The organism is Streptomyces sp. NPDC048718, from assembly GCF_043198875.1.
GTDB lineage: Bacteria > Actinomycetota > Actinomycetes > Streptomycetales > Streptomycetaceae > Streptomyces.
Genome location: NZ_JBICVG010000002.1, coordinates 434774 through 458153, shown reverse-complemented (window position 1 = coordinate 458153; position 23380 = coordinate 434774). Strand labels below are relative to the sequence as shown.

At 71.9% G+C, this 23380-nt stretch carries 23 protein-coding genes; 13 read left to right on the top strand and 10 right to left on the bottom strand.

The genetic code is table 11. From position 1 onward, the window contains the following. Positions 1–102: 102 nt before the first annotated feature. Positions 103–1194, bottom strand: a complete 1092-nt coding sequence (locus ACGFRB_RS05020) for an NADH:flavin oxidoreductase/NADH oxidase (RefSeq protein ID WP_393239106.1) — start codon at positions 1192–1194, stop codon at positions 103–105. Between the two features lie 115 nt (positions 1195–1309). Between ACGFRB_RS05020 and ACGFRB_RS05015 the strand changes: the two genes are divergently transcribed. Further along, positions 1310–1702, top strand: a complete 393-nt coding sequence (locus ACGFRB_RS05015; RefSeq protein WP_393239102.1) for an ArsR/SmtB family transcription factor — start codon at positions 1310–1312, stop codon at positions 1700–1702. 253 nt (positions 1703–1955) lie between these two features. Here the strand turns inward: ACGFRB_RS05015 and ACGFRB_RS05010 are convergent, their stop codons facing one another. Further along, the gene (locus ACGFRB_RS05010; protein WP_393239099.1) at positions 1956–2621 is read right to left on the bottom strand and encodes a DUF305 domain-containing protein; all 666 of its coding nucleotides are present in this window, start codon (positions 2619–2621) and stop codon (positions 1956–1958) included. Positions 2622–2778: 157 nt separating this feature from the next. Between ACGFRB_RS05010 and ACGFRB_RS05005 the strand changes: the two genes are divergently transcribed. Continuing rightward, positions 2779–4398: an LVIVD repeat-containing protein gene (locus ACGFRB_RS05005; RefSeq protein WP_393239096.1), complete on the top strand. Its 1620-nt coding sequence runs from the start codon at positions 2779–2781 to the stop codon at positions 4396–4398. Here the strand turns inward: ACGFRB_RS05005 and ACGFRB_RS05000 are convergent. Both ACGFRB_RS05000 and ACGFRB_RS04995 read right to left on the bottom strand, forming a co-directional pair. Continuing rightward, the gene (locus ACGFRB_RS05000) at positions 4386–5105 is read right to left on the bottom strand and encodes a TetR/AcrR family transcriptional regulator (protein ID WP_393239093.1); all 720 of its coding nucleotides are present in this window, start codon (positions 5103–5105) and stop codon (positions 4386–4388) included. The two genes, ACGFRB_RS05005 and ACGFRB_RS05000, sit on opposite strands and share 13 nt — an antisense overlap. A gap of 132 nt (positions 5106–5237) precedes the next feature. Then, complete coding sequence (locus tag ACGFRB_RS04995; RefSeq protein ID WP_393239090.1) at positions 5238–5903, bottom strand: phosphatase PAP2 family protein; 666 nt, start codon at positions 5901–5903, stop codon at positions 5238–5240. 394 nt (positions 5904–6297) lie between these two features. On the opposite strand from ACGFRB_RS04995, the gene ACGFRB_RS04990 reads away from it, so the two are divergent. Next, complete coding sequence (locus tag ACGFRB_RS04990) at positions 6298–6564, top strand: hypothetical protein (protein WP_363004127.1); 267 nt, start codon at positions 6298–6300, stop codon at positions 6562–6564. 319 nt (positions 6565–6883) lie between these two features. Here the strand turns inward: ACGFRB_RS04990 and ACGFRB_RS04985 are convergent, their stop codons facing one another. Then, complete coding sequence (locus ACGFRB_RS04985) at positions 6884–7822, bottom strand: M56 family metallopeptidase (protein WP_363004125.1); 939 nt, start codon at positions 7820–7822, stop codon at positions 6884–6886. Positions 7823–7923: 101 nt separating this feature from the next. After that, on the bottom strand, positions 7924–8607 hold the full coding sequence (locus ACGFRB_RS04980; protein ID WP_393239085.1) for a DUF5134 domain-containing protein: 684 nt from the start codon (positions 8605–8607) through the stop codon (positions 7924–7926). A 160-nt stretch (positions 8608–8767) separates the two neighbouring features. On the opposite strand from ACGFRB_RS04980, the gene ACGFRB_RS04975 reads away from it, so the two are divergent. Next, positions 8768–9319, top strand: coding sequence for a GNAT family N-acetyltransferase (locus ACGFRB_RS04975; RefSeq protein WP_393239082.1), 552 nt, complete (start codon positions 8768–8770; stop codon positions 9317–9319). Between the two features lie 140 nt (positions 9320–9459). On the opposite strand, the gene ACGFRB_RS04970 is transcribed toward ACGFRB_RS04975, so the two are convergent. After that, positions 9460–10146, bottom strand: a complete 687-nt coding sequence (locus ACGFRB_RS04970; protein ID WP_363004119.1) for a glycerophosphodiester phosphodiesterase family protein — start codon at positions 10144–10146, stop codon at positions 9460–9462. Positions 10147–10469: 323 nt separating this feature from the next. Between ACGFRB_RS04970 and ACGFRB_RS04965 the strand changes: the two genes are divergently transcribed. From ACGFRB_RS04965 to ACGFRB_RS04955, 3 genes are all read left to right on the top strand, one after another. Next, positions 10470–11876 carry a DUF6421 family protein gene (locus tag ACGFRB_RS04965; RefSeq protein WP_363004117.1) on the top strand — a complete coding sequence of 469 codons (1407 nt, stop codon included), beginning with the start codon at positions 10470–10472 and terminating at the stop codon, positions 11874–11876. A gap of 92 nt (positions 11877–11968) precedes the next feature. Next, the gene (locus ACGFRB_RS04960) at positions 11969–12727 is read left to right on the top strand and encodes an SDR family NAD(P)-dependent oxidoreductase (protein WP_393239469.1); all 759 of its coding nucleotides are present in this window, start codon (positions 11969–11971) and stop codon (positions 12725–12727) included. Then, positions 12724–13803, top strand: coding sequence for a threonine aldolase family protein (locus tag ACGFRB_RS04955; protein ID WP_393239466.1), 1080 nt, complete (start codon positions 12724–12726; stop codon positions 13801–13803). Before ACGFRB_RS04960 ends, ACGFRB_RS04955 begins: the two co-directional genes overlap by 4 nt. A gap of 144 nt (positions 13804–13947) precedes the next feature. On the opposite strand, the gene ACGFRB_RS04950 is transcribed toward ACGFRB_RS04955, so the two are convergent. Together ACGFRB_RS04950 and ACGFRB_RS04945 are read right to left on the bottom strand one after the other, a co-directional pair. Continuing rightward, complete coding sequence (locus ACGFRB_RS04950) at positions 13948–15051, bottom strand: lytic polysaccharide monooxygenase (RefSeq protein WP_393239078.1); 1104 nt, start codon at positions 15049–15051, stop codon at positions 13948–13950. A gap of 267 nt (positions 15052–15318) precedes the next feature. Beyond that, a complete protein-coding gene (locus ACGFRB_RS04945; protein ID WP_363004113.1) occupies positions 15319–16044 on the bottom strand; it encodes a lysophospholipid acyltransferase family protein in 726 nt (241 codons plus the stop codon). Positions 16045–16280: 236 nt separating this feature from the next. Between ACGFRB_RS04945 and ACGFRB_RS04940 the strand changes: the two genes are divergently transcribed. The 5 genes from ACGFRB_RS04940 to ACGFRB_RS04920 all read left to right on the top strand — a co-directional run bounded on the left by ACGFRB_RS04940 (position 16281) and on the right by ACGFRB_RS04920 (position 21018). Further along, entirely contained in the window at positions 16281–16607 is a 327-nt protein-coding gene (locus ACGFRB_RS04940; protein ID WP_393239463.1) for a TlpA family protein disulfide reductase, read from the top strand. Positions 16608–16813: 206 nt separating this feature from the next. Then, entirely contained in the window at positions 16814–17392 is a 579-nt protein-coding gene (locus ACGFRB_RS04935; RefSeq protein WP_393239074.1) for a flavin reductase family protein, read from the top strand. A 200-nt stretch (positions 17393–17592) separates the two neighbouring features. After that, positions 17593–18378 (top strand): electron transfer flavoprotein subunit beta/FixA family protein, encoded by a 786-nt coding sequence (locus tag ACGFRB_RS04930; RefSeq protein ID WP_363004107.1) that lies wholly within the window; start codon positions 17593–17595, stop codon positions 18376–18378. Positions 18379–18483: 105 nt separating this feature from the next. After that, complete coding sequence (locus ACGFRB_RS04925; protein WP_393239071.1) at positions 18484–19446, top strand: electron transfer flavoprotein subunit alpha/FixB family protein; 963 nt, start codon at positions 18484–18486, stop codon at positions 19444–19446. A 273-nt stretch (positions 19447–19719) separates the two neighbouring features. Continuing rightward, the gene (locus ACGFRB_RS04920) at positions 19720–21018 is read left to right on the top strand and encodes a DUF6986 family protein (RefSeq protein ID WP_393239068.1); all 1299 of its coding nucleotides are present in this window, start codon (positions 19720–19722) and stop codon (positions 21016–21018) included. A gap of 61 nt (positions 21019–21079) precedes the next feature. On the opposite strand, the gene ACGFRB_RS04915 is transcribed toward ACGFRB_RS04920, so the two are convergent. Beyond that, positions 21080–22075 (bottom strand): LacI family DNA-binding transcriptional regulator, encoded by a 996-nt coding sequence (locus tag ACGFRB_RS04915; RefSeq protein ID WP_393239460.1) that lies wholly within the window; start codon positions 22073–22075, stop codon positions 21080–21082. A 260-nt stretch (positions 22076–22335) separates the two neighbouring features. Between ACGFRB_RS04915 and ACGFRB_RS04910 the strand changes: the two genes are divergently transcribed. Next, positions 22336–23370: an ROK family protein gene (locus tag ACGFRB_RS04910; RefSeq protein WP_393239065.1), complete on the top strand. Its 1035-nt coding sequence runs from the start codon at positions 22336–22338 to the stop codon at positions 23368–23370. Positions 23371–23380 lie beyond the last annotated feature (10 nt).

Here is a 23380-nt window from a genome sequence, read left to right as displayed (position 1 = left end):
CTCCAGGACGCCGTTGTCGCGGATACGGGCCAGTTTGCACCGCACCGCCGACAACGGTGTCCCGGAGCCGCTTCGCCCCTGGTCAGGGGCGTGTTGCCGGACTCAGATGGCCCAGGAGTACGGTGCCGGGGCGGGGATCTTCGCACCCAGCTCGCGGGCCGCGCGGCGCGGCCACGAGGCGTCGCGCAGCAGCTCCCGGCCGAGCAGGACGGCGTCCGCCTCCCCGTTCGAGAGGATCTTCTCGGCCTGCGCGCTCTCGGTGATGAGACCCACCGCCGCGACGGGCAGACCGGTCTCCGTCTTGACGCGGGCGGCGAAGGGGACCTGGTAGCCGGGGGCGACCGGGATCCGGGCCGGGCCACCGTTGCCGCCGGTGGAGACGTCGAGCAGGTCCACCCCGTGCTCGCGCAGCAGGGCGGCGAAGCGGACCGTCTCGTCGGGCGTCCAGCCCTGCTCCTCCAGCCAGTCGGTGGCCGAGATCCGGAAGAACAGCGGCAGCTCCTCGGGCCAGACGGCGCGCACGGCGTCGACGACCTCCAGGGCGAACCGGACGCGGTTGTCGAAGGAGCCGCCATAGGCGTCGGTGCGCCGGTTGCTGTGCGGGGACAGGAACTCGCCGAGCAGATAGCCGTGGGCGCCGTGCACCTCCACCACCCGGAACCCGGCGGCCAGCGCGCGCCGCGCCGCGTCGGCGAAACGGGCCGTGATCTCGTGGATCCGCTCCACCGTCAGCTCGGTCGGCACCGGGTGGCCCTCGGCGTAGGCGACCGGGCTCGGGCCGACCGGCTGCCAGGCCAGGCCGGTCGCCGGATCGACGGGGCCGCGGCTCTTCCAGGGCTGCTGCGTCGAGGCCTTCCGTCCGGCATGTCCGATCTGGATGCCCGGCACGGTGCCGTGGTCCGTCAGGAAGGCGGCGATCCGGCGCAGCCCCTCGATCTGCGCGTCGTCCCAGATCCCGAGGTCGAAGGGGCTGATCCGGCCCTCCGGCGCGACCGCGGTCGCTTCGAGCAGGATCAGCCCGGCGCCGCCGGTGGCGCGGGAGGCGTAGTGGGCGAAGTGCCAGTCGCCCGCGACCCCCGCGGCGGGACCGGCCGGTTTTGCCGAGTACTGGCACATCGGGGCCATCCAGGCACGGTTCGGAAAGGTGACGGAGCGAAGGGTGAAGGGCTGGAAGAGAGCGGGGGCGGTGCTCATGGCGGACTCCGTTTCGGGCGTGCCGGGGGAGGGCGGGCGGTGACGGGGCGATGACGCAGCTCGTACGATACCCATCGTAGTACGACGACTGTCAAACTACGAGGACCCTCGTACAATGAAGTCCCGTCCCTCCGAGAGCCGTGGAGCCGCAGCCGTGTCGACCGCGACCAACCCCCGCGCCCTGGACCACCCCGCACGCGAGGAGATCCGGCTCGAAGCCGTGCTGCACGCGCTGTCCGACGCCGTACGGCTGCGGATCGTCCGGGACATGGCCCGCGACGGGAGCGACGGGTTCAGCTGCTCGTACTTCGACCTCCCGGTGAGCAAGTCGACCACCACGCACCACTTCCGCGTCCTGCGTGAGAGCGGCGTCGTCCGGCAGGCCTACCAGGGCACCGCCAAGCTCAGTTCGCTCCGCCGCGAGGACCTCGACGCCCTCTTCCCCGGGCTCCTCGACGCCGTCCTCGAGGCGGCCGAGCGGCAGTCCGGCCGTCTCGGCGACCACTGACGGCTCCGCCGGGGGTGCGTGGACGGGCCGGGGCGCGGACTTCAGGACCCGGCCCCCTCGTCGTCAGGCTCCGGGCGTACGGCATCAGGCCCGGCTCCGGGACCCCGGCTCCTGGCTCCGGCTTCTCCAAGTCCCGTCCCCTCCGGTCCCGTCGCCGAGTCCGGCAGGGCGCGCCGGGGCGCCCTGCCGGCCGGGCGTACGGCCGATCGGGTCCGGCGGGTCCGCCGAGAGCAGGGCGCCCGTACCCCTCCGGCTACATCGAGCGCATCCGCTGGATCTCCGAAGTCTGCTGGGCGACCACGTCGTTCGCCATCTCCTCCACCAGGACGTTGTTGCCCTCGGCCAGCACCTCGCCCGCCATCGTCAGCGCGCCCTCGTGGTGAGCGATCATCAGGGACAGGAAGAGCGTGTCGAACGCCGTGCCGCGGGCGGCCCGCAGCTCGGCGAGCTGGGCCTCGGTCGCCATCCCCGGCATGGTGTGGTGGTCGTGGCCGGTCTGCGGTCGCGGGCCGCCGTTCTTCTTCAGCCACCCCCGCATCGCGCCGATCTCCGGACCCTGCGCGGCGGCGATGCGTTCCGCGACCTTCTTCACCTGCGGCGAGGCCGCCCGCTCGGGCGCCAGCGCGGTCATCACGAGGGCCTGCCGGTGATGCTCGATCATCATCTGCACATACCGGAAGTCGGCACCGTTGGGCGTCTCGTCGGGCAGCATCCGGGCCGCCTCCTCGGGCGAGACGCGCCGCGCGGGCTCGCCCGGCTTCCCTGGGGCCACCACGGATCCGCTCGAACCCGGCGCACCCGCAGCCGACTTGGCGGTCGGTCCGCCGTCATCCGGCCCCGACTCGCAGGCGGACAGGGTGAGTACGGCGACGGTGCACAGGGCGACGGCGGTGGTTCCACGGAAACGGCTGATCAACAACGCGACCTCCACGGGGACTTGGGCTGACCGGTGTCCTGAAGGGTCCGGCCCCCCGGCCCTTCAGGATCTCCGGTTCTCTGCGTCTTCGGGGTAATCGGGCGACGACGGTGTTGCGGTGCGGGGAAACCTCATGACTTTCCTGTTGCCATCTGTTGAGATGAGCACGCTAAGGACGATACTGCCGGAGTCCATCCGTGGTTCAAACCTGAACAGACCTCGAAGAGGACGGAGTGCTTCGTTGCGCCTCACGAGAATCCGGCACAGACGGAACCAAGCCCTGGGCGCGGCCGGCGCCGCGGCCGGCCTTTTGCTCGGCCTGCTCGTCGCGGGCCCAGCTGCCGCGACCCCCGACCCCGGTGACGCCCCGGCGAAGAGCGGCATCACCGCCGGCCAGGCGGCCGACGCCCGCGCCGCCATCGCCGCGGGCGAGATACCCGGCGTGGACGAGATCGTCCACAGCGCCAACATCGAACATCTCGCCAATGTCCCCAAGGACATCCTCCCCAGCCTCAACACCGACCTCGCCTTCCAGGGCAAGTACGCCTTCGCCGGCAACTACGACGGCTTCCGGATCTTCGACATCGGAAACCCGAAGTCCCCGAAGACCGTGGCCCAGGTGCTCTGCCCGGGCTCCCAGAACGACGTGTCGGTCTCCGGCGACCTGCTCTTCCTGTCCACCGACTCCTCCCGCAGTGACGACTCGTGCGCCAGCGTTCCGCAGCCGGCCACGATCAAGGAGTCCTGGGAGGGCATGAAGATCTTCGACATCAGCGACGTCACCAACCCGAAGTACGTCGCCGCCGTCGAGACCAACTGCGGTTCCCACACCCACACCCTGGTGCCCAAGCGCGACGACGTGTACATCTACGTCGCCTCGTACTCGCCCAGCGTGGCCTTCCCGGACTGCCAACCGCCGCATGACGGCATCTCCGTGATCAAGGTCCCGCGCAAGGCGCCCGAGCGGGCCAAGGTCGTGAACTTCCCCGTCCTCTTCCCGGGCGAGGGTCCCGACGGCGGAGGCAACCCCGGCGCGCCCACCAACCCGGGCGTCTCCAAGACCACCGGCTGCCACGACATCACCGTGCTGCCGAGCCGGAACCTGGCCGCCGGAGCCTGCATGGGCGACGGCATCCTCTTCGACATCAAGGACCCGGAGCACCCGCGGGTCATCGACCAGGTCCAGGACAACGTCAACTTCTCGTTCTGGCACTCCGCGACCTTCAACCAGACCGCCGACAAGGTCGTCTTCACCGACGAACTGGGCGGCGGCGGCGCGCCCACCTGCAACGCCGAGGTCGGCCCGAACCGCGGTGCCGACGGCATCTACGACATCACCGGCAAGGGGGACAAGCGCAAGCTGGTCTTCCGCGGCTACTTCAAGATCCCGCGCCACCAGGCCGACACCGAGAACTGCGTCGCCCACAACGGCTCGCTGATCCCGGTCAAGGGCAAGGACCTGATGGTCCAGGCGTGGTACCAGGGCGGCGTCTCCGTCTGGGACTTCACCGACTCCCTGAAGCCGAAGGAGATCGCCTACTTCGAGCGCGGCCCGCTCTCCGCGGACACGCTCGCCATCGGCGGCTCCTGGTCGGCGTACTACTACAACGGCCACATCTACTCGAACGACATCGCCAAGGGCCTCGATGTCCTGAAGCTCTCCGACAAGCGCACCGACAAGGCGTCCGGAATCCGGATGGACGAGCTGAACGTCCAGACGCAACCGGACTACTTCGCGGACTTCGGCCGCTCACAGGACGACCAGGGTCAGGACGACTGACCCGTCGGCAGATCCACGGGCCGATCCACGGGCGGGCCCGGCAGCGGGCCCGCCACCCGGGCCGCGACGTCGTCCCGCACCGCGCGCACCACGGGCATGCCGCCGGGCCGATTACCGCCCGGTGGCATGCCGCGCTCCAGGCCGAGCCCGTAGCGCTGGAACAGTTCGGCCCGCAGCGGGGCGAGCGGCATCGGCGCCCCGGGCAGCAGCAGCGCGAAGACGGTCCCCATGAGCTGTGCCCGCAGCAGCGGATAGTCGGTGTCCGGGTCCGGGGAGCCCGAACGGGCCACGGTGTCGCGCAGCAGCGCGGCGAGCCGCTGCTGTTCGGAGCACTGGAGGAAGCCCTCGGCTTGGAGGATGCCGGCCATGTGCGTCCGCATGAGGACGGGGTGGTCCGCGGCGAGCCCGAGTATCGCGTCGATCGCCCGCGCCAGGAGTTCGGCGCCGTCCTCGGTGCGCGGCTCGCGCTCCAGGGCCGCCGCCAGGGTGCGGTGCATCAGCCGGTGCACCGCGGACTGGAGCAACTGGCGCTTGCCGGGGAAGTAGTACGACACGAGTCCGCGCGCCGAACCGGCCCGCGCGGCGATGTCCCCGAGGGTCGTCGCCTCGTAACCACGTTCGCCGACGAGGTCCACGGTGGCCTGCAGGATCCGCTCGCGGGAGCGCCGCCGAAGCTCTTGATTGACCGATGCGCTGCGTGGGGACATGCTGGACTCCTGCGTTGACTGGCTTTCAGCCAATATACTCAGCGTGTCCTGCCGTCGTGCCCGCGTGCCCGGCGGCGGGGCATGCCGTTCCGTCCTGGACGACACGGGGGATCGTCCAGGACGGGACGGGCATCAAGCCTTGCCCACAGGGGGAGCGGTACGGGCGCGGGTAGGGGTACGGGCCGCGAGGCGGCGGTACGCGTCGATCGCCACGGCCACGCAGCACCAGCCGAACAGCCAGCCGCCCAGCACGTCGGACGGCCAGTGAACGCCCAGGTAAAGCCGGGTCCAGCCGACCCCGAGCACCGACACCACGGCCACTCCGGCGATCGTCCCCCAGCCCCGCCAGGTCTCGCGCCAGTACAGCGCCAGCACCCAGAGCAGCAGCCCGAAGGTGACCGTCGCCGTCATCGCGTGCCCGGACGGGAAGGACGCGTACCGCGCCGAGTCGACCGGATCCGGCCACTGCGGGCGCGGCCGGTCCACCAGGGACTTGAGGCCCTGCTGAAGACCCCAGGCCAGCAGGGACGTCCCCGCCACCCACAGCGCGAGCGGCCACGCGCGCCGCCGGAGCAGCAGCCCGACCATCACCAGGACGAGCGCGCGCATGGTCCATGGATCCCAGACCCAGTCCGTCAGGATCCGGTTGAGGTGGGTGAAGCCGGGATGCGCGACGGCGCTGCGGTGCAGCGCCTCGGCCACGTCCCGGTCGAAGGAGAGCAACGGCGACCAGCCCACGGCCACCAGGACGAGCAACAGCACGGCCAGAGCGCCGGACACGGCGGCGGAGATACGCATCCCCCGATCCTGCCCGACTCGCGGCCCCGCCCGGAGCACCGGGCGGGGCCACGCGGGCGCGGGGCCGGAGTTCGACGCCCCGCTCTTCACGTCTTGTTTCCCGCGCACGAGGGCGAGACGGCGGCCGAGGGCAGCGACTCGGGCGGGGCAGGCGGCCCTCGCCGCTCTGGTGTCGAGTGCGGCGGTCGGAGTCACCCTGGCGCTGACGGTCCCGCGAGTGGTGACCTGGAGAGTGGGATCACCGGAATGTGCCATGCCGACGGCGTGCCGTTGATCGGGCGGTCGGCCCAGGGATCCGGGGCGTGGGTGCCGGGCGAAGCTCTGGGAGAGGCAGTGCGAAGACACAGCCCAGTGCCGGGTCGGGCAACGTTTGCCCTGCCTGTACGGTCAGGGCATGGATGACAGCGGCCGACCGACTCTGGACGAGATCGAAGATCGTTTCGTTGAGCTTGTCGCGGGTCGGCTGTCCCGGGAAGAGGCCGACCGCTGGGCGGCAAGGTGGGTGATGGAGGACGGGGTCGTCTGGGACGGCCTCTCCTGGTGGGCGCTGAACCGCCTCCACGGAATCGATCTCCCTGTGGGTGAGAGCGGCGGCTACCTGCACGACGACGAACAAGTACGGATATGGCTCGTCGAGCTGAGGGAACGCCGAGTGATGTGAAGGGGTCGCGGCGTCGCGCCAAAGCCCCGGTCACCGCCAGGACGTGCGCGTGGCCGCGCGAGTGCGGGAGACCGATCGCGACGAGGGCCGAAGACAGCTGCGGGGCGTCCGCGCGGGCACGGGATCGGTGGTGACCTGGCGGTGAGCCGGATCGGGGGTCAGCTACCGCCCTGCACTACTTCGCCTCGACGGCACCGGCCATCGCGCCCACAGGCCCAGAGCGGCATGATCTGCCGCTCCATCATCCGGGGGGACAAGCGCGCCGCCGACCGACGGCTGCGCGAGGTGGTCGACAGGGCGAACGTCGCTTGACGCGAAACTAGTTCAGTGCCCGGAGCGCAGGGATGAACGCGATCAGGATCGGGACCACCGGGACCAGGGCCGCCGCGGCCGTCAGGCGCAGCCGGTGGGCCGCCGTCAGCCGGGGGGCGGCGTTCAAAAGGCGGTCGACGCGCTGCGGAAGGTCGGCGCCGGGGGCCTGGCCGGGGCCGAACACGCCCCGGTCCTCGTTGAGTTCCACCAGGGCGAGGGCGATCGTCAGCCGTCCGAACCGGCGCGAGGCGACGTCGTCCGCCGCCAGTTCCACCAGACGGTGCATCTCGCCCCGGAAGGCCGCGAACACCGGAACCCCCGGGAAGCCCGCCGCGAGCGCCGTCGCGCAGTGCAGCAGCCAATCGTGCCGGGCCCGGGCGTGGCCCTGCTCGTGCGCGAGCACCGCGTCCAGCTGGCGGCCCTTGAGCCGACGCAGCGCGGCCGTGGTGACGACCAGGCGCGGTGTCCCGCCCGGCAGTGACCAGGCTCCCGGACGCTCGCCCTCCAGCACCACCAGACGCGCGTTGCCGGACGGCTTCTCACCGGGCAACAGCGGTGCCCGCAGCACGAGTTCGTTCCGTCGCTGCTTGCGGCGGGTCCGCGCCCGGCCGATCTCCCGGCCCAGCATCGCCCCGCTCCACAGCCCGCCCGCCGCCAGCAGGACGGCGATCACCGCCGACCACGAACGGCCGGTGCCCAGCTGGTACGCCTCGATCACGGCGTTCGGCGCGGGCGCGAAGACCTGTCCCCGGACGGCCTTCCAGGCCGCCGCCGCGCTGAAGGTCATCGACAGCGCGAAGCTCACCAGGACCGCCGCCACCACGCACTGCCACACCCACAGCGCCACCACGGGTTCCCGTTCCACCCAATCGGCCCGTGCCAGCAGACGCGGTGCGACGGCGGCAGTCAGCGCGCCGAGCAGAAGCAGGGTGAGGGAGACCGACATGGCGCCAGCCTATGAGCGGGGTACACGCCGGGGTATGCCCGTGCGGGGCAAGTGACGTACACCACGGCGTGATCGCGTACGGGCGGACCCGCCCGGCCCGCTCAGAGCGTGACGAGCATCGCCAGCATCGCGAGCGCCATCGACAGCCGGCAGACCCGAGTCAGCTCGGCGACCCCGGCGCCGGCGCTCCCGCCCGCCACACCGACACCCACACCCACGCCCACATCGACACCCGCACCCACACCCACGCCCACATCGACACCCGCACCCACAGCCGCGCCCGCCGGTGCCGCCCCCGGCACCAGCCGCGCGCCGGCGCGCAGCGCGTACCCGCCGAAGTACACGAGCAGCACGCCCGTGAGAACGGGTACGCCGCCGGCGGCCGGGTGCCCGTGCCCTCCGCCGTGCCCCCCGTGCGCTCCCGGTGCCGCGGCCATCGCCACCGCCATGTAGACCATCGCCGACGAGCCGACAAGATGATGCAGATGGTGCCCCCGGCGCGCCCTACCCCGCCCAGCCGCGGCCGCGAGCCCGTACAGCGCCGCGAGCCCGAAGACCACCGCGTACACCGCCCAGCTCCACGACGGCGGGGTGAGCACCGCCGCGGGCAGCGCCATCGCCGCCATCCCGAAACCCATCAGGGCCTCGCTCCCGGCCCCGCCGCGCTCCCCGGGCGGGCCCCCGGACCGGCTCCGCGCCGTCCGTACCATCAGCACCAGGCAGTAGGCCCCGCTCGCGCCGCACAGCGCGACCAGCAGCCACCCGGGCGCAGCCGGTCCGTGCACGCCGCACACCCCCTCCTCGCGGTTCCCTCCGGGGACATGCCCGGCCGGGCATGCCCCACGCGGGCGCACGGGTGTACGAGGGGGGGCATGCGGGGCGCGCGCTAGGCTCGCAACGATCGCATCCGCCGATCTTCACCGCCCGAGGGGAGACAGCACCACCATGGACACCGCCGCACCCCGGCACACCGGCCCGCTCACCTACCGCGACGCCGTTCCCGACGACGTCCCGGCCCTGGTCCCGCTGGTCGAGTCCGCCTACCGCGGCGAGTCCAGCCGGACCGGCTGGACCAGCGAGGCCGACATGATCCACGGACAGCGCACCGACGCGCGGGCGGTCGCGGAGGTCGTCACCGCCCCCGGCAGTCGGCTGATGGCGGTCGAGCGGGACGGCCGGCTCGTCGCCTGCTGCCAGCTCGAACACCGCGGTGACATCGCCTACTTCGGCATGTTCGCGGTCCGCCCCGAGAACCAGGGGGAGGGCCTCGGCCGGCAGATCATCGAGGAGGCGGAGCGCCGCGTCCGCGAGATGTGGGACGTGCGCGAGATGCACATGACGGTGATCTCCGTCCGCGACGAACTGATCGCCTGGTACGAGCGCCGCGGCTACCGCCGTACCGGCAAGATGAGCCCCTTCCCGTATGGTGACGAGCGCTTCGGCATCCCCCAGCGCGACGACCTGGAGTTCGAACTCCTGGTCAAGAACCTCGTCTGACCCGAGCCCGAGCCCGAGCCCGAGTCGGCGGGCCGGGAACCCGCCCGCCGGGGCCCGAGTCCCGGCTCGGGCCCCGGGGTGCACGTCCCGGGGCAGGACCCCCGCGCCCGTCCTCACCCCCGCGCGCGCCCCGCAGGACCTCAGTCCTCCGAGCGCTCCCGCGTCAGCCTGATTTCCGGCCGGTCGGTCGTCACCCCGTCCAGGCCCAGGGCGCGCGCGAGCCGCAGCTCCGCCTGGGTGTTGACCACCCAGCCGCCCACCCACAGGCCCGCCGCGTGCGCCCGCTCGACGGTGTCGAGCGTGAGCCGGCGGATGTTGAGCACCAGCGCCGTCGCGCCCACCGCGAGCGCGCGTTCGATCACGTCGGCCTGCCGCTCGTCGGCGACGAGCGCGGTGCGGACCCCCGGCACCAGGTCGCGGATCTCCGCCAGGGCCTCGTCGTGGAAGGAGAGGACCTGTACCCGCCCGGTCAGGTCCCGCGCGTTCAGTACGGCGGCCAGCGCCCGGGCCGCGCCGACGTCCTTGATCTCGGCCTGGAGCGGCGCCGAGACCGCGTCCAGGACCTCCTCGAAGACGGGCACCCGCTCGCCGTCGCCCGCGTCGAGCGTCCGCAGCTCCGCGAGGGTCTTCCCGGAGATCGGGCCGCTCCCGTCCGTGGTGCGGTCGACATCGGCGTCGTGCATGACGACGAGAGCGCCGTCCTCGCTCAGATGGAGATCCAGCTCCACGAGGTCGAGGCCCGCCTTCTCGGCCTGGACGAAGGAGCGCAGGGTGTTCTCGGGGGCGACGCCCATGACCCCGCGGTGACCGATGGTGAGCAGACTCAAGACCTTCTCGCTTCCGTCGACGGAATTCAGCGCCGCCCAGCTTGCCGCAGAGCGGCCCAGCCAAACATCCCCGCCCCTTTTTGGCTGGATGAGACCGTACTGTTCCGGTCCGCACCGACCCGTCCACCCTGCCTCGATCGTGTGGGCGCAAGGGGGAGTTGGCGAAGGAAGGCCGCATTCCTCAGCCCCCTGCCCCATCCACACAGGAAAATTCACGGCCGGACCCGGGGGTGCGCCGGACAATTTCTCTCGCACCTCTTGTGGCGGCGATCTGTGGATGGTTACGGTGGCGGCACGAAAGGTTCTCCGGCGGAGGAAGTGACATGACGGAAATTCTTGTGCAGGACATGGCCGGTGCGGGGATATCCGCCGACGCTCTCGTGATCGAGCACCCTGCCTGGACCGAGCTCAAGAATGCCGTGGAGGAGCTCCGCCCCTGGCAGAGCGCGGACGGCTCCATTGACTTCGACGCCGAGGGCGCGCCGTCCCGGGCGCACGCCGAGCAGACCGTCGAGCGCGTCGCCGGCGCGGTCGAGCGGCTCTCCCCGCTGCTCCCGCACGATGCCACCTACCACCGCGCGCTCGTCGCCGACCTGCGCAAGTGGTCCGAGGGCGGCTTCGGGGTGCCGGACTTCCTGGACGCGCTGCTCGCCTTCCAGCCGGCCGCCGAGCGCCTGGACGGCCGCCAGCACCTCGTCGTCTTCCCGATGTACACCCAGAACGGCAACCCGGACCGCAACCTCGAAGCGGTCGTGCTGCGCATGGTGTGGCCGGAGTGGCTCTCCGAGCTCGAGGCGACCCGTTACGACAACCCGCTGTTCTGCGGCATCACCTTCGAGGACTTCACCAGCGGCTACGACACGCACTCGGCGGTCCTCTTCCCCGAGACCGTCGCGGTCCGCGAAGCCCCCGAGCGCTTCACCTGGGGCGGCATCTTCTGCGACCGCGAGGCGGCCCGCTTCCGCAAGGTCACCGAGGCCTCCGTCGACATCCTCGGCATCGAGCTGCCCGAGGACATCGCGGCCATGGTCGGGGACCAGGAGCGCTGCGAGAAGGCGTTCGTCCTGTGGGACATGGTCCACGACCGCACCCACAGCCACGGCGACCTGCCGTTCGACCCCTTCATGATCAAGCAGCGCCAGCCGTTTTGGATGTACGGCCTGGAGGAGCTGCGCTGCGATCTCACCGCCTTCAAGGAGGCCGTGAAGCTCGACGCCGAGGGCAACCCGCACGGCCGTGACATGCAGTACGCGGTCCTGTTCGACCGGATGTTCCGCTTCCCGGTCTCCGGCGACCGCAACCGCAACTACGACGGCCTCGGCGGTCAGCTGCTCTTCGCGTACCTCCACAAGCACGACGTGGTGCGCTGGACCGACAACAAGCTGCGGATCGACTGGGAGCGCGCCCCCGAGATCACCAACCAGCTCTGCGGCGAGATCGAGAAGCTGTACCGCGACGGCATCGACCGTCCGAAGCTCGTCCACTGGTTCAAGGCGTACGAGCTGGTCTCCACCTACCTCGCCCCGCACCCCGGCTCCACCTGGGCCAAGGGCGCCGACGCCCTGGACCTGTCGCTGCCGCCGCGCAAGCTCGTCGACGACGTGCTTCCCGACGAGTTTCCGCTCAGCATGTTCTATGAGGCCCTTGCCAAGAAGCTCAAGGGTGTGATCGCCTCCACCGAGGGCATCACCGCCGCCGGCGCCGAGCAGGCCGTGCAGGTCGCCGCGTGACCGGTACGGCGGACACCACGGCGGGGGCCGGCGCGGCCCCCGCCCCCGGGGCGATCACGCCCGCGCAGGCAACGGAGCAGGAGGAGACGACCATGATCGGCAACGGGAACGGCAGCCTGGACGGAGCCGTCATCGCGGTCGCGGGCGCGGCCGGGCCCGCGGGCCGGGCCGCCCTGATGCGCCTGGCCGAGGCGGGCGCCACCGTCGTCGCGGCCGACGCCGACCCGGCACGCCTCGCCGAGGCCGTCGACGCCGCCCGCTACGCGCACGGCGGCGCCACGGTCACCGGCGACACCGTCGACCTCCTCGACCTCGACGCCACCCGCGAGTGGGTGGCGAAGACGGAGAAGGAGTTCGGCCGGATCGACGGCCTCGTCCACCTCGTGGGCGGCTGGCGCGGCAGCAAGACCTTCACCGAGACCGAGCTCAAGGACTGGGACTTCCTGGAGAAGCTCCTGATCCGCACGGTCCAGAACACCTCGCTCGCCTTCCACGACGTGCTGCTGCGCGCCGGGGGCCGCGGCCGCTACGTCCTGATCAGCCAGTCCGGCGCGCACAAGCCGGTGGCCGGCAACGCCGCGTACAACGCCGGCAAGGCCGCCGCCGAGGCCTGGACCCTCGCCATGGCCGACTCCTTCCGCAAGCTGGGGGGCGACGAAGGCCCGCAGGCGGCGGCTGCCATCCTGGTGATCAAGGCATTGGTGCACGACGCGATGCGCGCCGAGCGCCCGAATGCGAAGTTCGCGGGCTTCACCGACGTCACGGAACTGGCCGACGCCATCGCCGGACTCTGGGACCGGCCCGCCCAGGAAGTGAATGGACAGCGCCTGTGGCTGACTCCCAAGCCGTGACCGCGGCCCTGGGCTCCCGTACCGACGCCCGTCGTCACCACGACCCGTCGGTCCGGGGCTTCGCCAGCGACAACTACGCCGGCGTCCACCCGGAGATCCTCGCGGCCGTCGCGCTCGCCAACGGCGGACACCAGGTCTCCTACGGAGAGGATCAGTACACCGATCACCTCCAGCGGATCATGCACAGCCACTTCGGCTCCAGCGCCGAGGCCTTCCCGGTCTTCAACGGGACCGGCGCGAACGTCACCGCGCTGCAGGCCCTCACCGACCGCTGGGGCGCGGTGATCTGCGCCGAGTCCGCGCACATCAACGTGGACGAGGGCGGCGCCCCGGAGCGGATGGGCGGCCTGAAGCTGCTCACCGTGCCCACCCCGGACGGCAAGCTCACCCCCGAGCTGATCGACCGGCAGGCCTGGGGCTGGGACGACGAGCACCGGGCCATGCCCCAGGTCGTCTCGATCACCCAGAACACCGAACTCGGCACCGTCTACACGGTCGAGGAGATCCGCGCCATCGTGGACCACGCCCACTCCAAGGGCATGAAGGTCCACCTCGACGGCGCCCGGATCGCCAACGCGGCCGCGTCGCTCGACGTACCGATGCGGGCGTTCACCAACGCCGTGGGCGTCGACGTCCTGTCGTACGGCGGAACCAAGAACGGCATGCTCTTCGGCGAGGCCGTCGTCGTCCTCAACCCGGACGCCGTCAGCCACATGAAGCACCTGCGCAAGCTGTCCATGCAGCTCGCTTCCAAGATGCGCTTCGTGTCGGTGCAGTTGGAGGCGCTGCTCGCCAAGGACTTGTGGCTGCGCAACGCCCGCCACGCCAACGCGATGGCCGGCCGCCTCGCGGACGGGGTGCGGAGCGTGGACGGGGTGGAGATCCTCTACCCGGTGCAGGCCAACGCGGTCTTCGCGCGGCTGCCGCACGAGGTCAGCCGGCGGCTCCAGGAGCGGTTCCGCTTCTACTTCTGGGACGAGGCGGCCGGCGACGTGCGCTGGATGTGCTCCTACGACACCACGGAGGACGACGTCGACGCGTTCCTCCTGGCGCTGAAGGAAGAGATGGCGCGCTAGCGGCCCTCCGATGTGGCATATGCCTGTGTGAAAGCGCGGCCGGGCGGAAGTCGACGACTTCCGCCCGGCCGCTTTTCCGTGCCTGGCTGTGCCCGTTCGTATCTCTCCGAGTTCCTCGTGCCCCCCCGTGCGCGTTCGGTCGTGCTAGGAGGCGGTGCAGGAGACGGAGCCGGACGGGAGGTTGTTGCCGGTCGAGTTGGCCGTGAAGCCGAAGGTGGTGGTGCCGTCGGCCGGGATCGTGCCGTTGTGCGCGGCGTTGGCCACAAAGACCGCGCCGTTCGTACCGCTGGTCAGAGTCCCGTTCCAGAGACTGGTGATCGCGGTGCCGCTGCCCGGGGTCCAGCCGACCTTCCAGCCGCTCAGAGCGGTGGTCCCGTGGTTCATGACCTCGACCTCGCCTTGGAAACCGCCGCTCCAGGAGCTGACGACCTTGTACTGCGCCATGCAGCTGCGGTCACCGGTCGGGGGAGTGGTCGGGGGAGTGGTGGGCGGGGTCGTCGGCGGCGTCGTGGGCGGGTTGGTAGGCGGGGTGCCGCTGCCGCGGATGCCGGTCACCTCGCCGTGGCCGCCGTCGAAGACGATGTCGGAGCAGGAGAAGAAGTTCTCGTTGCTGTCCGACCGCACCCACTGGATGAAGACCAGCGCGTCACCGGAACGGCCCGAGGGCAGCGGCGTGTTCCAGTAGTAGTGGCCGCCGTCGGTGCCGGGCGACCCCGTCGCGGCCGGGTTGCTGACGGTGTGCACCAGCTCCAGGTCGGCCCACTTCAGCTGGGAGGTCGGGGACCAGCCCTGGCGGGTGAGGTACACCCGGAACTCGCCCGGGTGCGCGGCCCAGTTGCTGTAGTTCACCTGGAACGTGGAGCCCGAGGTCAGGTGCGTCTTCGGCCAGTCGGAACGAGCCTGGTTGTAGCCCTTGAAGTCGTACGGGGAGCGGTCGCCGGCGCTGCAGAGGGTGCCGTCGGGAACGTAACCCTGGCCGCGGCCGCCCGCGTTGGAGTCGAGCACCGCGAACCAGTTGTACAGGGACGAGGAGCCGCTCTGCGCGATGGCCGCCGCGCAGGCGGGGTTGGTCGGGTCGACCGCACCGCTGGAGGTGATGGCGTCCTTCATGCAGAGGTACGTCCGGGAGCCCGGCGCCATCGCGACGCCGTGCGCCTCGGCGGAGCCCTGGCCGAGGAGGAGCAGGCCTAATGCCGAGAGCAGCATCGCCGCGGCGGAGAGTACTGCCGTCTTGGTACGTCTGACCATGGATCGCTGACCTTTCGACGGTCATGCCGGCGGGCCGGAACGCGGCCCCGAGGGATGGGCCGGGGACAGCATTCTGGCGTGGGCATGACATCCAGAAGGGGATGGGAGCGCTCCCACTTCGGACGATAGGGCTGCGTCAATTCGCTGTAAACGGATCGGTCTCCGAAACCTCTACGAAACACCGCGAGCCCCGGGCGTCTGTCGCGCCGGGGCCCGGGGGTGGGGTGGGGTCAGGGGAGCGCGCGCCGTCGTCCGGCGCCCGGCCGGCTACTTCCCGGCGGCCTTGAGGTCCTCCGGCGACGGCGCCGTGCCCCCGAGGTGTGCCGGCATCCACCAGGTGTCGTCCGCGTCCTTGGGGCGTACGGGGTACGCGCGCTGCGCCGCCTCCAGCAGCTCCTGGACCCGCTCGCGCAGCCGCCGGGTGATGGCTCCCGCGTACTGGTCGGCCGGAGCCTCCACCGGCTCGCCGACCCGGATCGTCACCGGGATGTGGTCCCGCTTGAAGTTGCGCGGCCGGCCCTTGGTCCAGACCCGCTGGGTGCCCCACAGCGCCATCGGGATCAGCGGCACGCCGGCCTCCTGCGCCAGCCGCGCCGCACCCGACTTGAAGCCCTTGAGCGTGAACGACTGCGAGATCGTCGCCTCCGGGAACACCCCGACGATCTCCCCGGACCGCAGCGCCTTCAGGGCGTGCTCGTACGCGTGCTCGCCCTGCGCCCGGTCCACCGGGATGTGCTTCATCGCCCGCATCAGCGGCCCCGACACCTTGTGGCGGAAGACCGACTCCTTCGCCATGAAGCGCACCAGGCGCTTCTGCGGCAGCGCGGCCAGGCCGGAGAAGATGAAGTCCAGATAGCTGATGTGGTTGCTGACCAGCACGGCCCCGCCCTGGCGGGGGATGTGGTGCGACCCCTGGGTGTCGATCTTCAGGTCGAGCGCCTTGAACATGGTGAGGGCGGCGCCGACGACCGGCCGATAGACGAGTTCTGCCATCTGGGGGGGACCCCTTACGTGTGTGGCCCGGGGAGGGTTCTCCCGGCGAAGTTACGCAGCCGTAGGTTTTCGGCTTTGGGCAGATGGTGCCCCATGTGGGAGCCCATGACCAGTCCAGACGGCTTCGTGTGGGGAGATTCTCGTCACTCTTGGTGTTCACGGCCGGTCACGGCGGGAATCGATCGGCGCCCGGCGGTGCTGGATCCGAGGAGGACCGACGAGTGGAGGCAGGGGAGATGACCGGGATCCGCAGCGCGGTGTCACTGGACGCCGCGACGCTGGGCGCGGAGCTGGGGGAGCGGGCCACCCTGGTGGAGTTCTCCACCGCCTTCTGTCAGCCCTGCCGTGCCACCCGCCGCGTCCTCACCGAGGTGGCGGCCCTGGTCGACGGTGTCGCGCACATCGAGATCGACGCCGAGGAACGTCTGGATCTGGTCCGCGCGCTCGGGGTGGTGCGCACCCCCACGGTGCTGGTCCTCGACCGGGCCGGGCGGATCGTGCGCAGGGCCTTTGGCCAGCCCCGCAAGGCCGATGTCATCGCCGCGCTCGGACAGGCGGTGTGAGGCGGTGACGCATCTCCCAGATCACGGTGCGCGCTTGACTGCGCACGGTGGCGATCGTCAGGCTGGCCGCATGCTCCCGGAACCCCTTCTCCCCGGTCAAGCGCCGAAAGGCCCCGCCCGCCCGGCGTGCGGCCCGGGTGCCCGAGTCTGACGAGTCTCGACGCCCCCGTACACCGCCACCCCCCATTCCGCAGAAGGACAACTCCATGACGGTCTCGCCTCAGCTCCGTACGTTCCCGACGACTCCCACCCCCCGCGCCGCCGCCGATGACGCCCTCGCGGGCGCGTCCGCCCCCGGTGCCCCGTGGCCGGGCTCGCCCGAACTGCTGAAGGCGACCTTCCGCCGGCACGCCGCCGGGGTCGCGGTCGTCACTGCGTACGGTGACGGGCGCCCGGTCGGCTTCACCGCCACCTCGGTCAACTCCGTCGCCGCCGAGCCGCCGCTGATCTCCTTCGGGGCCGGTACGGGTTCCTCCAGCTGGCCCGTCCTCGCCGAGGCCGAGTACATCGGCGTCCACATACTCGGCGAGCACCAGAGCGAGCTGGCCGCCACCTTCGCCCGCGGCGGCGCCGACCGGTTCGCCCCGCCCACCCGCTGGCATCACGGCCCAAAGGGCGTCCCCGTCCTCGACGGTGTGCTCGCCTGGCTGGTGTGCCGGGTGGCCGCGAAGATTCCGGCCGGGGACCACCGCATCGTCATCGCCGAGGCCGTCGCCGGAGACCCCGAGGGCACGGGCCGTCCGCTCCTGTACCACCAGGGGCGCTTCAACGCGCTGCGCGACTGAGAGTTCCCGTACGGCCGGGCCCGGGGGCGTTGGCAAGGTCACATGGCTGAGCGCTTGCTCACTGGTCACGGAATGGCTGTACTGACGAGTAATATCTCGGTCGGGGCGGCCAGCCGCCCCGACCGGAAACCCGCCCTTCAGGCGCCTATGCTGCGAGCAACAACGCAGCCCAGTTATGACGATGCAGTAGGAGAGCCGGCGTGAGCTTGAGGATCGTTGTCTGTGTGAAGTACGTGCCGGACGCCACTGGCGACCGGAAGTTCGCCGACGACCTGACGGTCGACCGTGAGGACGTCGACGGTCTCCTTTCGGAGCTGGACGAGTACGCGGTCGAGCAGGCGCTCCAGATCGCCGAGGAAGCGGACGACGCCGAGGTCACCGTCCTCACCGTCGGTCCGGAGGACGCCAAGGACGCCCTGCGCAAGGCGCTGTCCATGGGCGCCGACAAGGCCGTCCACGTCGAGGACGACGACCTGCACGGCACCGACGTCATGGGCACCTCGCTGGTGCTCGCCAAGGCGATCGAGGAGACCGGCTACGACCTCGTCATCGCCGGTATGGCCTCCACCGACGGCACCATGGGTGTCCTCCCGGCGATCCTGGCCGAGCGCCTTGGCGTCCCGCAGGTCACCCTGCTCTCCGAGGTCAAGGTCGAGGACGGCACCGTCACCGGCCGCCGTGACGGCGACACCGCCTCCGAGCGGCTGGAGGCCTCGCTGCCGGCCGTCGTCTCCGTGACGGACCAGTCGGGCGAGGCCCGCTACCCGTCCTTCAAGGGCATCATGGCCGCCAAGAAGAAGCCGGTGAAGGCCCTGGACCTGTCCGACCTCGGCATCGAGGCGGACGAGGTCGGCCTGGAGGCCGCGTGGACCAAGGTCGACTCGGCCGACGAGCGTCCCGCGCGCACCAAGGGCACGATCGTCACGGACGAGGGCGAGGGCGGCAAGCAGCTCGCCGAGTTCCTCGCGAGCCAGAAGTTCATCTAGTCGCCGGGGCCCGGGGTCTTCGACCCTGGGCCGCCAGCCCCTAAGGGCTCGCGCGCGCCGTCCCCTCAGGCCTTCCCCGTTTCTTCCGCAGGAGATTGAAGTCCCATGGCTGAGATTCTCGTCTACGTCGACCACGTCGACGGAGCCGTCCGCAAGCCCACCCTGGAGCTGCTGACGCTGGCCCGCCGCCTCGGCGAGCCGGTCGCCGTCGCCCTCGGCAACGGTGCCGCCGACACCGCCGCCACCCTCGCCGAGCACGGCGCGACCCGCGTCCTGACCGCCGAGGCCGCGGAGTTCGCCGACTACCTCGTCGTCCCGAAGGTCGACGCGCTCCAGGCCGCGTACGAGGTTGTCTCCCCGGCTGCCGTGCTCGTCCCGTCCTCCGCCGAGGGCAAGGAGATCGCCGCCCGCCTCGCCGTCCGCATCGGCTCCGGCATCATCACCGACGCCGTGGACCTGGAGGCCGGTGACGAGGGCCCGGTCGCGACGCAGTCGGCGTTCGCCGCCTCGTACACGACCAAGTCCCGTGTCTCCAAGGGCACTCCGGTCATCACGGTCAAGCCGAACTCGGCGCCCGTCGAGGCCGCCCCGGCCGCCGGTGCGGTCGAGTCCCTCGCCGTGTCCTTCGGCGCCCTGGCCACCGGCACCAAGGTCACCGCGCGCACCCCGCGCGAGTCGACCGGCCGTCCGGAGCTGACCGAGGCCGCGATCGTGGTCTCCGGCGGCCGCGGCGTCAACGGCGCCGAGAACTTCGCCGTCATCGAGGCCCTCGCCGACTCGCTCGGCGCGGCCGTCGGCGCCTCCCGCGCCGCCGTGGACGCCGGCTGGTACCCGCACTCCAACCAGGTCGGCCAGACCGGCAAGTCGGTCTCGCCGCAGCTGTACATCGCGTCCGGCATCTCCGGCGCGATCCAGCACCGCGCGGGTATGCAGACCTCGAAGACCATCGTCGCCATCAACAAGGACGCCGAGGCCCCGATCTTCGACCTCGTCGACTACGGCGTCGTGGGCGACCTCTTCAACGTCGTCCCGCAGCTGACCGCGGAGGTCGAGGCCCGCAAGGGCTGAGCCACCGGATCGGTACGGCCGGGGGCCGCGTGGTGATTCCACCGCGCGGCCCCCGGCCGTTTTCCGTCACCGCGCGGCGTCGTGCGTCGCTGCGCGTTTCCGCCTCCGTGCACCGTTTCGAACGCCCGCCGGTCTCGTGCCCGGCCCGTCCCGAGCGGGCCCGCGCCTCGCCGGACGGCACGTCAGGGGAGCCATTGACGCGGGCCCGACCGCCCCACTAGCTTCGCCGAACGGATTGTCCATTCCGTGGAGCGGAAAACAGGAGGGTCTGGAATGGATCAGCAGGAGCGGGTGACGACCAGCCTCGCCGGAGCGGTCGCCAAGGAGATCGGCGCCTCCCTCGCCGCCGTGGACGCCGAGCTGGACCGCCGCTACCCGGGCGACCCCGGCACCCGCCAGCCCGTCCACACCGTCTACGTTCCCGCCGACCTCTTCGACGCCGGCACCCTCCGTTCCTGGGGCGACCAGGCGCTCGCCGCCCTCGACGAGCACGCCCCCGACGCCACCGCGTTCGCCCGCGTCCTCGGTCTCGCCGACGACCTCGCGGAGGACGTCCACGGCCGGGTGCGCGCCAAGCTGGAGCGCGAGCCCGTCGAGGATCTGCGCGTCGACTTCGAGGACGGGTACGGAGGGGCCGACGGGGCCGCCGAGGACCGTGACGCGGCGCGCGCGGCCCGGATCGTCGCGCGGGCGTGCGCGAACGGCAGCGCCGCCCCGTACACCGGCATCCGGATGAAGTGCATGGAAGCCGGTGTCCGCGACCGGGGCATCCGTACCACCGACGTCTTCCTCACCGGCCTTGTGGAACACGGCGGCCTGCCCGACGGCCTCGTCCTCACCCTGCCCAAGGTCACCTACCCCGAGCAGGTCACCGCCTTCGTCCGGCTTCTCGAAGCCTTCGAGAAGGCCCACGGGCTCGGCGCCGGGCGCCTCGGCTTCGAGATCCAGATCGAAACGAGCCAGGCCATTCTCGCCGCCGATGGCACCGCCACCGTCGCCCGGATGATCGGCGCCGCCGAAGGCCGCGCCACCGGGCTGCACTACGGCACCTTCGACTACAGCGCCTGCCTCGGCGTCAGTGCCGCCCACCAGGCGAGCGACCACCCGGCCGCCGACCACGCCAAGGCGGTCATGCAGGTGGCCGCCGCCGGCACCGGCGTACGGGTGTCGGACGGCTCCACCAACGTGCTCCCCGTCGGCTCCACCGCCCAGGTCCACGAAGCGTGGCGGCTGCACTACGGGCTGACCCGGCGCGCCCTGGCCCGTGCGTACTACCAGGGCTGGGACATGCACCCCGGGCATCTCCCCACCCGGTACGCCGCCGTCTTCGTTTTCTACCGCGAGGGCTTCGAGAGCGCCGCGAGGCGGCTTTCGGCCTATGCCGACCGCACCGGCGGCGCCATCATGGACGAGCCCGCCACCGCCCAGGCCCTCGCCTCCTACCTGCTGCGGGGCCTGCGCTGCGGGGCGCTGGACGCCGCCGAGGTCGACGCCCTCACCGGGCTGACCCGCGCCGACCTCGACCGCTTCGCCGCCCCGCGCAGGGGATCGGCGACGGCCGCCGCCGGGTAAGGGCGACGGCCTTCGGGTGGGGCCCGGCGGGGACCCGGGGCGCTTTGCGGATGCCGGCCGGTCAGACGTCCCGCGGGGGAGGGATCTCGCCCGAGCCCCGGGGGATCAGCGTGGTCCCCAGAACGATCGTCTCCGCCGCCCGAGGCGCTTCGACAGCGCCGTCGAGCCGCCGGAACAGCCGCTGTGCCGCCGTGCGGCCCAGCGCGGCCGCGTCCTGCGCGATGACCGTGATGCCCAGCAGGTCGGCCAGTTCGATGTCGTCGAACCCGACCAGGGCGACGGGGAGTTCTCGCCCGGCGAGGGCCCGCACGGCGGTGACCGTCACCCGGTTGTTGCCGGCGAGGAGCGCCGTGACCGGCTCCGGACCCGACAGCATGGCCTCGACGGCGGCCGTGACGTGTGCCGGGTCGGTCGGGCCCAGGGACATCCACCTCCCGTGCACGGCGAGTCCCGCGTCCTCCATGGCCGCCCGGTAGCCGCGCAGCCGCTCGGTCGCGGTGTGGATGCGGGGCCGGTCGCCGATGAAACCGATCCGGCGGTGTCCCTGGGCGATCAGATGCGTCACACCGGCCCGGGCCCCGCCGAAACTGTCCGACCGGACCACGTCGGCGTCGATCCCGCCCGCCGGCCGGTCCACGAAGACGGTCGCGACCCCCGCCCGTATCTCCGGGTCCAGATAGCGGTGGTCGTCGCCCGCGGGGATGACGATCAGCCCGTCCACCCGCCGTGCGCACAGGGCGAGCGCCAGCTCCCGCTCCCGTTCCGGGTCCTGCGCGCTGGAACCGTTGATGAGCAGCGCGCCGTGCGCCCGCGCGACCTCCTCGACCGCCCGGCTGAGCGGGCCGTAGAACGGATCGGCCAGATCCTCCAGGACCAGTCCGATTGATGCCGTACGCCCCTTGCGGAGCACCCGTGCGCTGTCGTTGCGGCGGAAGCCGAGGAACTCGATGGCCTCCTTGACCCGCTGTTCGGTGTCGGGGGTGACGCCGGGTTCGCCGTTCACGACGCGGGAGACGGTCTTGAGCCCGACGCCCGCCCGGGCGGCGACGTCCTTCATCGTGGGCCGGTGGCCGTAACGGTGCTCAAAGCGGCGGGCGATCTCGGTCACGGGACGCGGTTCCTCCGTCGTGTCGGTGGTGTCGGGGGCGTCGGTGCTGTTGCGAGTGAGGGGCGTGCGGGTCGTGCTGGTGGTGAGGGCTGTGCCGGACGGGTCTCGATCGCGTTGCCGTCGAGCATAGGCCCTGGACAACGTTGTCAGAAGACGGGGAGACTGGCCCCGCCCCGCACACCCGCCGTCACCCGGAGACCCGCTCACTCATGCGTACTGACCTCGTCGCCGCCCTGGACTTCGGTGGCACCAAGATCGCCGGGGCTCTCGTCGGCGCCGACGGCCGGATCCGGGTACGCGCCCAGCGGCCCACCCCCGCCCGCGAGCCGGGCGAGACGGTGATGCGGGCGGTGGAGGAGGTCCTCGCCGAGCTCGAAGCCTCCCCGCTGTGGGCGTCGGCGGTGGCCGTCGGCATCGGCAGCGCCGGTCCCGTCGACGCCTCCACCGGCACCGTCAGCCCGATCAACGTGCCCGGCTGGCGCGACTTCCCGTTGGTCGAGCGGGTCCGCGAGGCCACCGGCGGACTTCCCGTCACCCTGGTCGGCGACGGTGTCGCCATGACGGCCGCCGAGCACTGGCAGGGCGCCGCGCGCGGCTACGACAACGCCCTCTGCCTTGTCGTCTCCACCGGCGTCGGCGGCGGCCTCGTCCTGGGCGGGCGCCTCCACACGGGCCCCACCGGCAACGCCGGTCACATCGGCCACATCGTCGTGGACCTGGACGGGGATCCGTGCGCCTGCGGCGGCCGAGGCTGCGTCGAACGCATCGCCAGCGGCCCGTACATCGCCCGCCGTGCCCTGGACGGCGGCTGGCGTCCGGGGCCCGACGGAGACACCACCGCCGCCGCGGTGGCTGCGGCCGCCCATGCCGGCGACCCGGTGGCCGTTGCCTCCTTCGAACGCGCCGCGCAGGCGCTCGCGGCCGGGATCGCCGCGACCGCCTCGCTCGTCGAGATCGACATCGCGGTCGTCGGCGGGGGAGTGGCGGGCGCGGGCGAGGTCCTGTTCGCACCCCTGCGTCGCGCCCTGTGCACGTACGCCACGCTCTCCTTCATCCGCGACCTCACCGTCGTCCCCGCCCTGACCGGCACCGACGCCGGGCTGCTGGGTGCCGCGGCCGCGGCGGCGGACGCGATGACGGACACCGCCACGGACGCCGTGCCGGGCGGTGCGGCCGGCGGGGCGACGGTGGACGGAGCGAGCCGCGGCGCGGGTCGCGTGGCGGGCGATTCCGCGCGGGACTGAGGCACCCTCC

Bases quoted from the DNA above. Each gene is read 5' to 3' on its own strand.
- ACGFRB_RS04990 (WP_363004127.1), top strand. From the start codon at position 6,298: ATGGATGACAGCGGCCGACCGACTCTGGACGAGATCGAAGATCGTTTC.
- ACGFRB_RS04910 (WP_393239065.1), top strand. From the start codon at position 22,336: ATGCGTACTGACCTCGTCGCCGCCCTGGACTTCGGTGGCACCAAGATC.
- ACGFRB_RS04950 (WP_393239078.1), bottom strand. From the start codon at position 15,051: ATGGTCAGACGTACCAAGACGGCAGTACTCTCCGCCGCGGCGATGCTG.
- ACGFRB_RS05005 (WP_393239096.1), top strand. From the start codon at position 2,779: ATGAGCACGCTAAGGACGATACTGCCGGAGTCCATCCGTGGTTCAAAC.
- ACGFRB_RS04965 (WP_363004117.1), top strand. From the start codon at position 10,470: ATGACGGAAATTCTTGTGCAGGACATGGCCGGTGCGGGGATATCCGCC.
- ACGFRB_RS05020 (WP_393239106.1), bottom strand. From the start codon at position 1,194: ATGAGCACCGCCCCCGCTCTCTTCCAGCCCTTCACCCTTCGCTCCGTC.
- ACGFRB_RS04985 (WP_363004125.1), bottom strand. From the start codon at position 7,822: ATGTCGGTCTCCCTCACCCTGCTTCTGCTCGGCGCGCTGACTGCCGCC.
- ACGFRB_RS04920 (WP_393239068.1), top strand. From the start codon at position 19,720: ATGGATCAGCAGGAGCGGGTGACGACCAGCCTCGCCGGAGCGGTCGCC.
- ACGFRB_RS04935 (WP_393239074.1), top strand. From the start codon at position 16,814: ATGACGGTCTCGCCTCAGCTCCGTACGTTCCCGACGACTCCCACCCCC.
- ACGFRB_RS04925 (WP_393239071.1), top strand. From the start codon at position 18,484: ATGGCTGAGATTCTCGTCTACGTCGACCACGTCGACGGAGCCGTCCGC.
- ACGFRB_RS05000 (WP_393239093.1), bottom strand. From the start codon at position 5,105: ATGTCCCCACGCAGCGCATCGGTCAATCAAGAGCTTCGGCGGCGCTCC.
- ACGFRB_RS04960 (WP_393239469.1), top strand. From the start codon at position 11,969: ATGATCGGCAACGGGAACGGCAGCCTGGACGGAGCCGTCATCGCGGTC.
- ACGFRB_RS05015 (WP_393239102.1), top strand. From the start codon at position 1,310: ATGAAGTCCCGTCCCTCCGAGAGCCGTGGAGCCGCAGCCGTGTCGACC.
- ACGFRB_RS04995 (WP_393239090.1), bottom strand. From the start codon at position 5,903: ATGCGTATCTCCGCCGCCGTGTCCGGCGCTCTGGCCGTGCTGTTGCTC.
- ACGFRB_RS04975 (WP_393239082.1), top strand. From the start codon at position 8,768: ATGGACACCGCCGCACCCCGGCACACCGGCCCGCTCACCTACCGCGAC.
- ACGFRB_RS04940 (WP_393239463.1), top strand. From the start codon at position 16,281: ATGACCGGGATCCGCAGCGCGGTGTCACTGGACGCCGCGACGCTGGGC.
- ACGFRB_RS04915 (WP_393239460.1), bottom strand. From the start codon at position 22,075: ATGAAGGACGTCGCCGCCCGGGCGGGCGTCGGGCTCAAGACCGTCTCC.
- ACGFRB_RS04945 (WP_363004113.1), bottom strand. From the start codon at position 16,044: ATGGCAGAACTCGTCTATCGGCCGGTCGTCGGCGCCGCCCTCACCATG.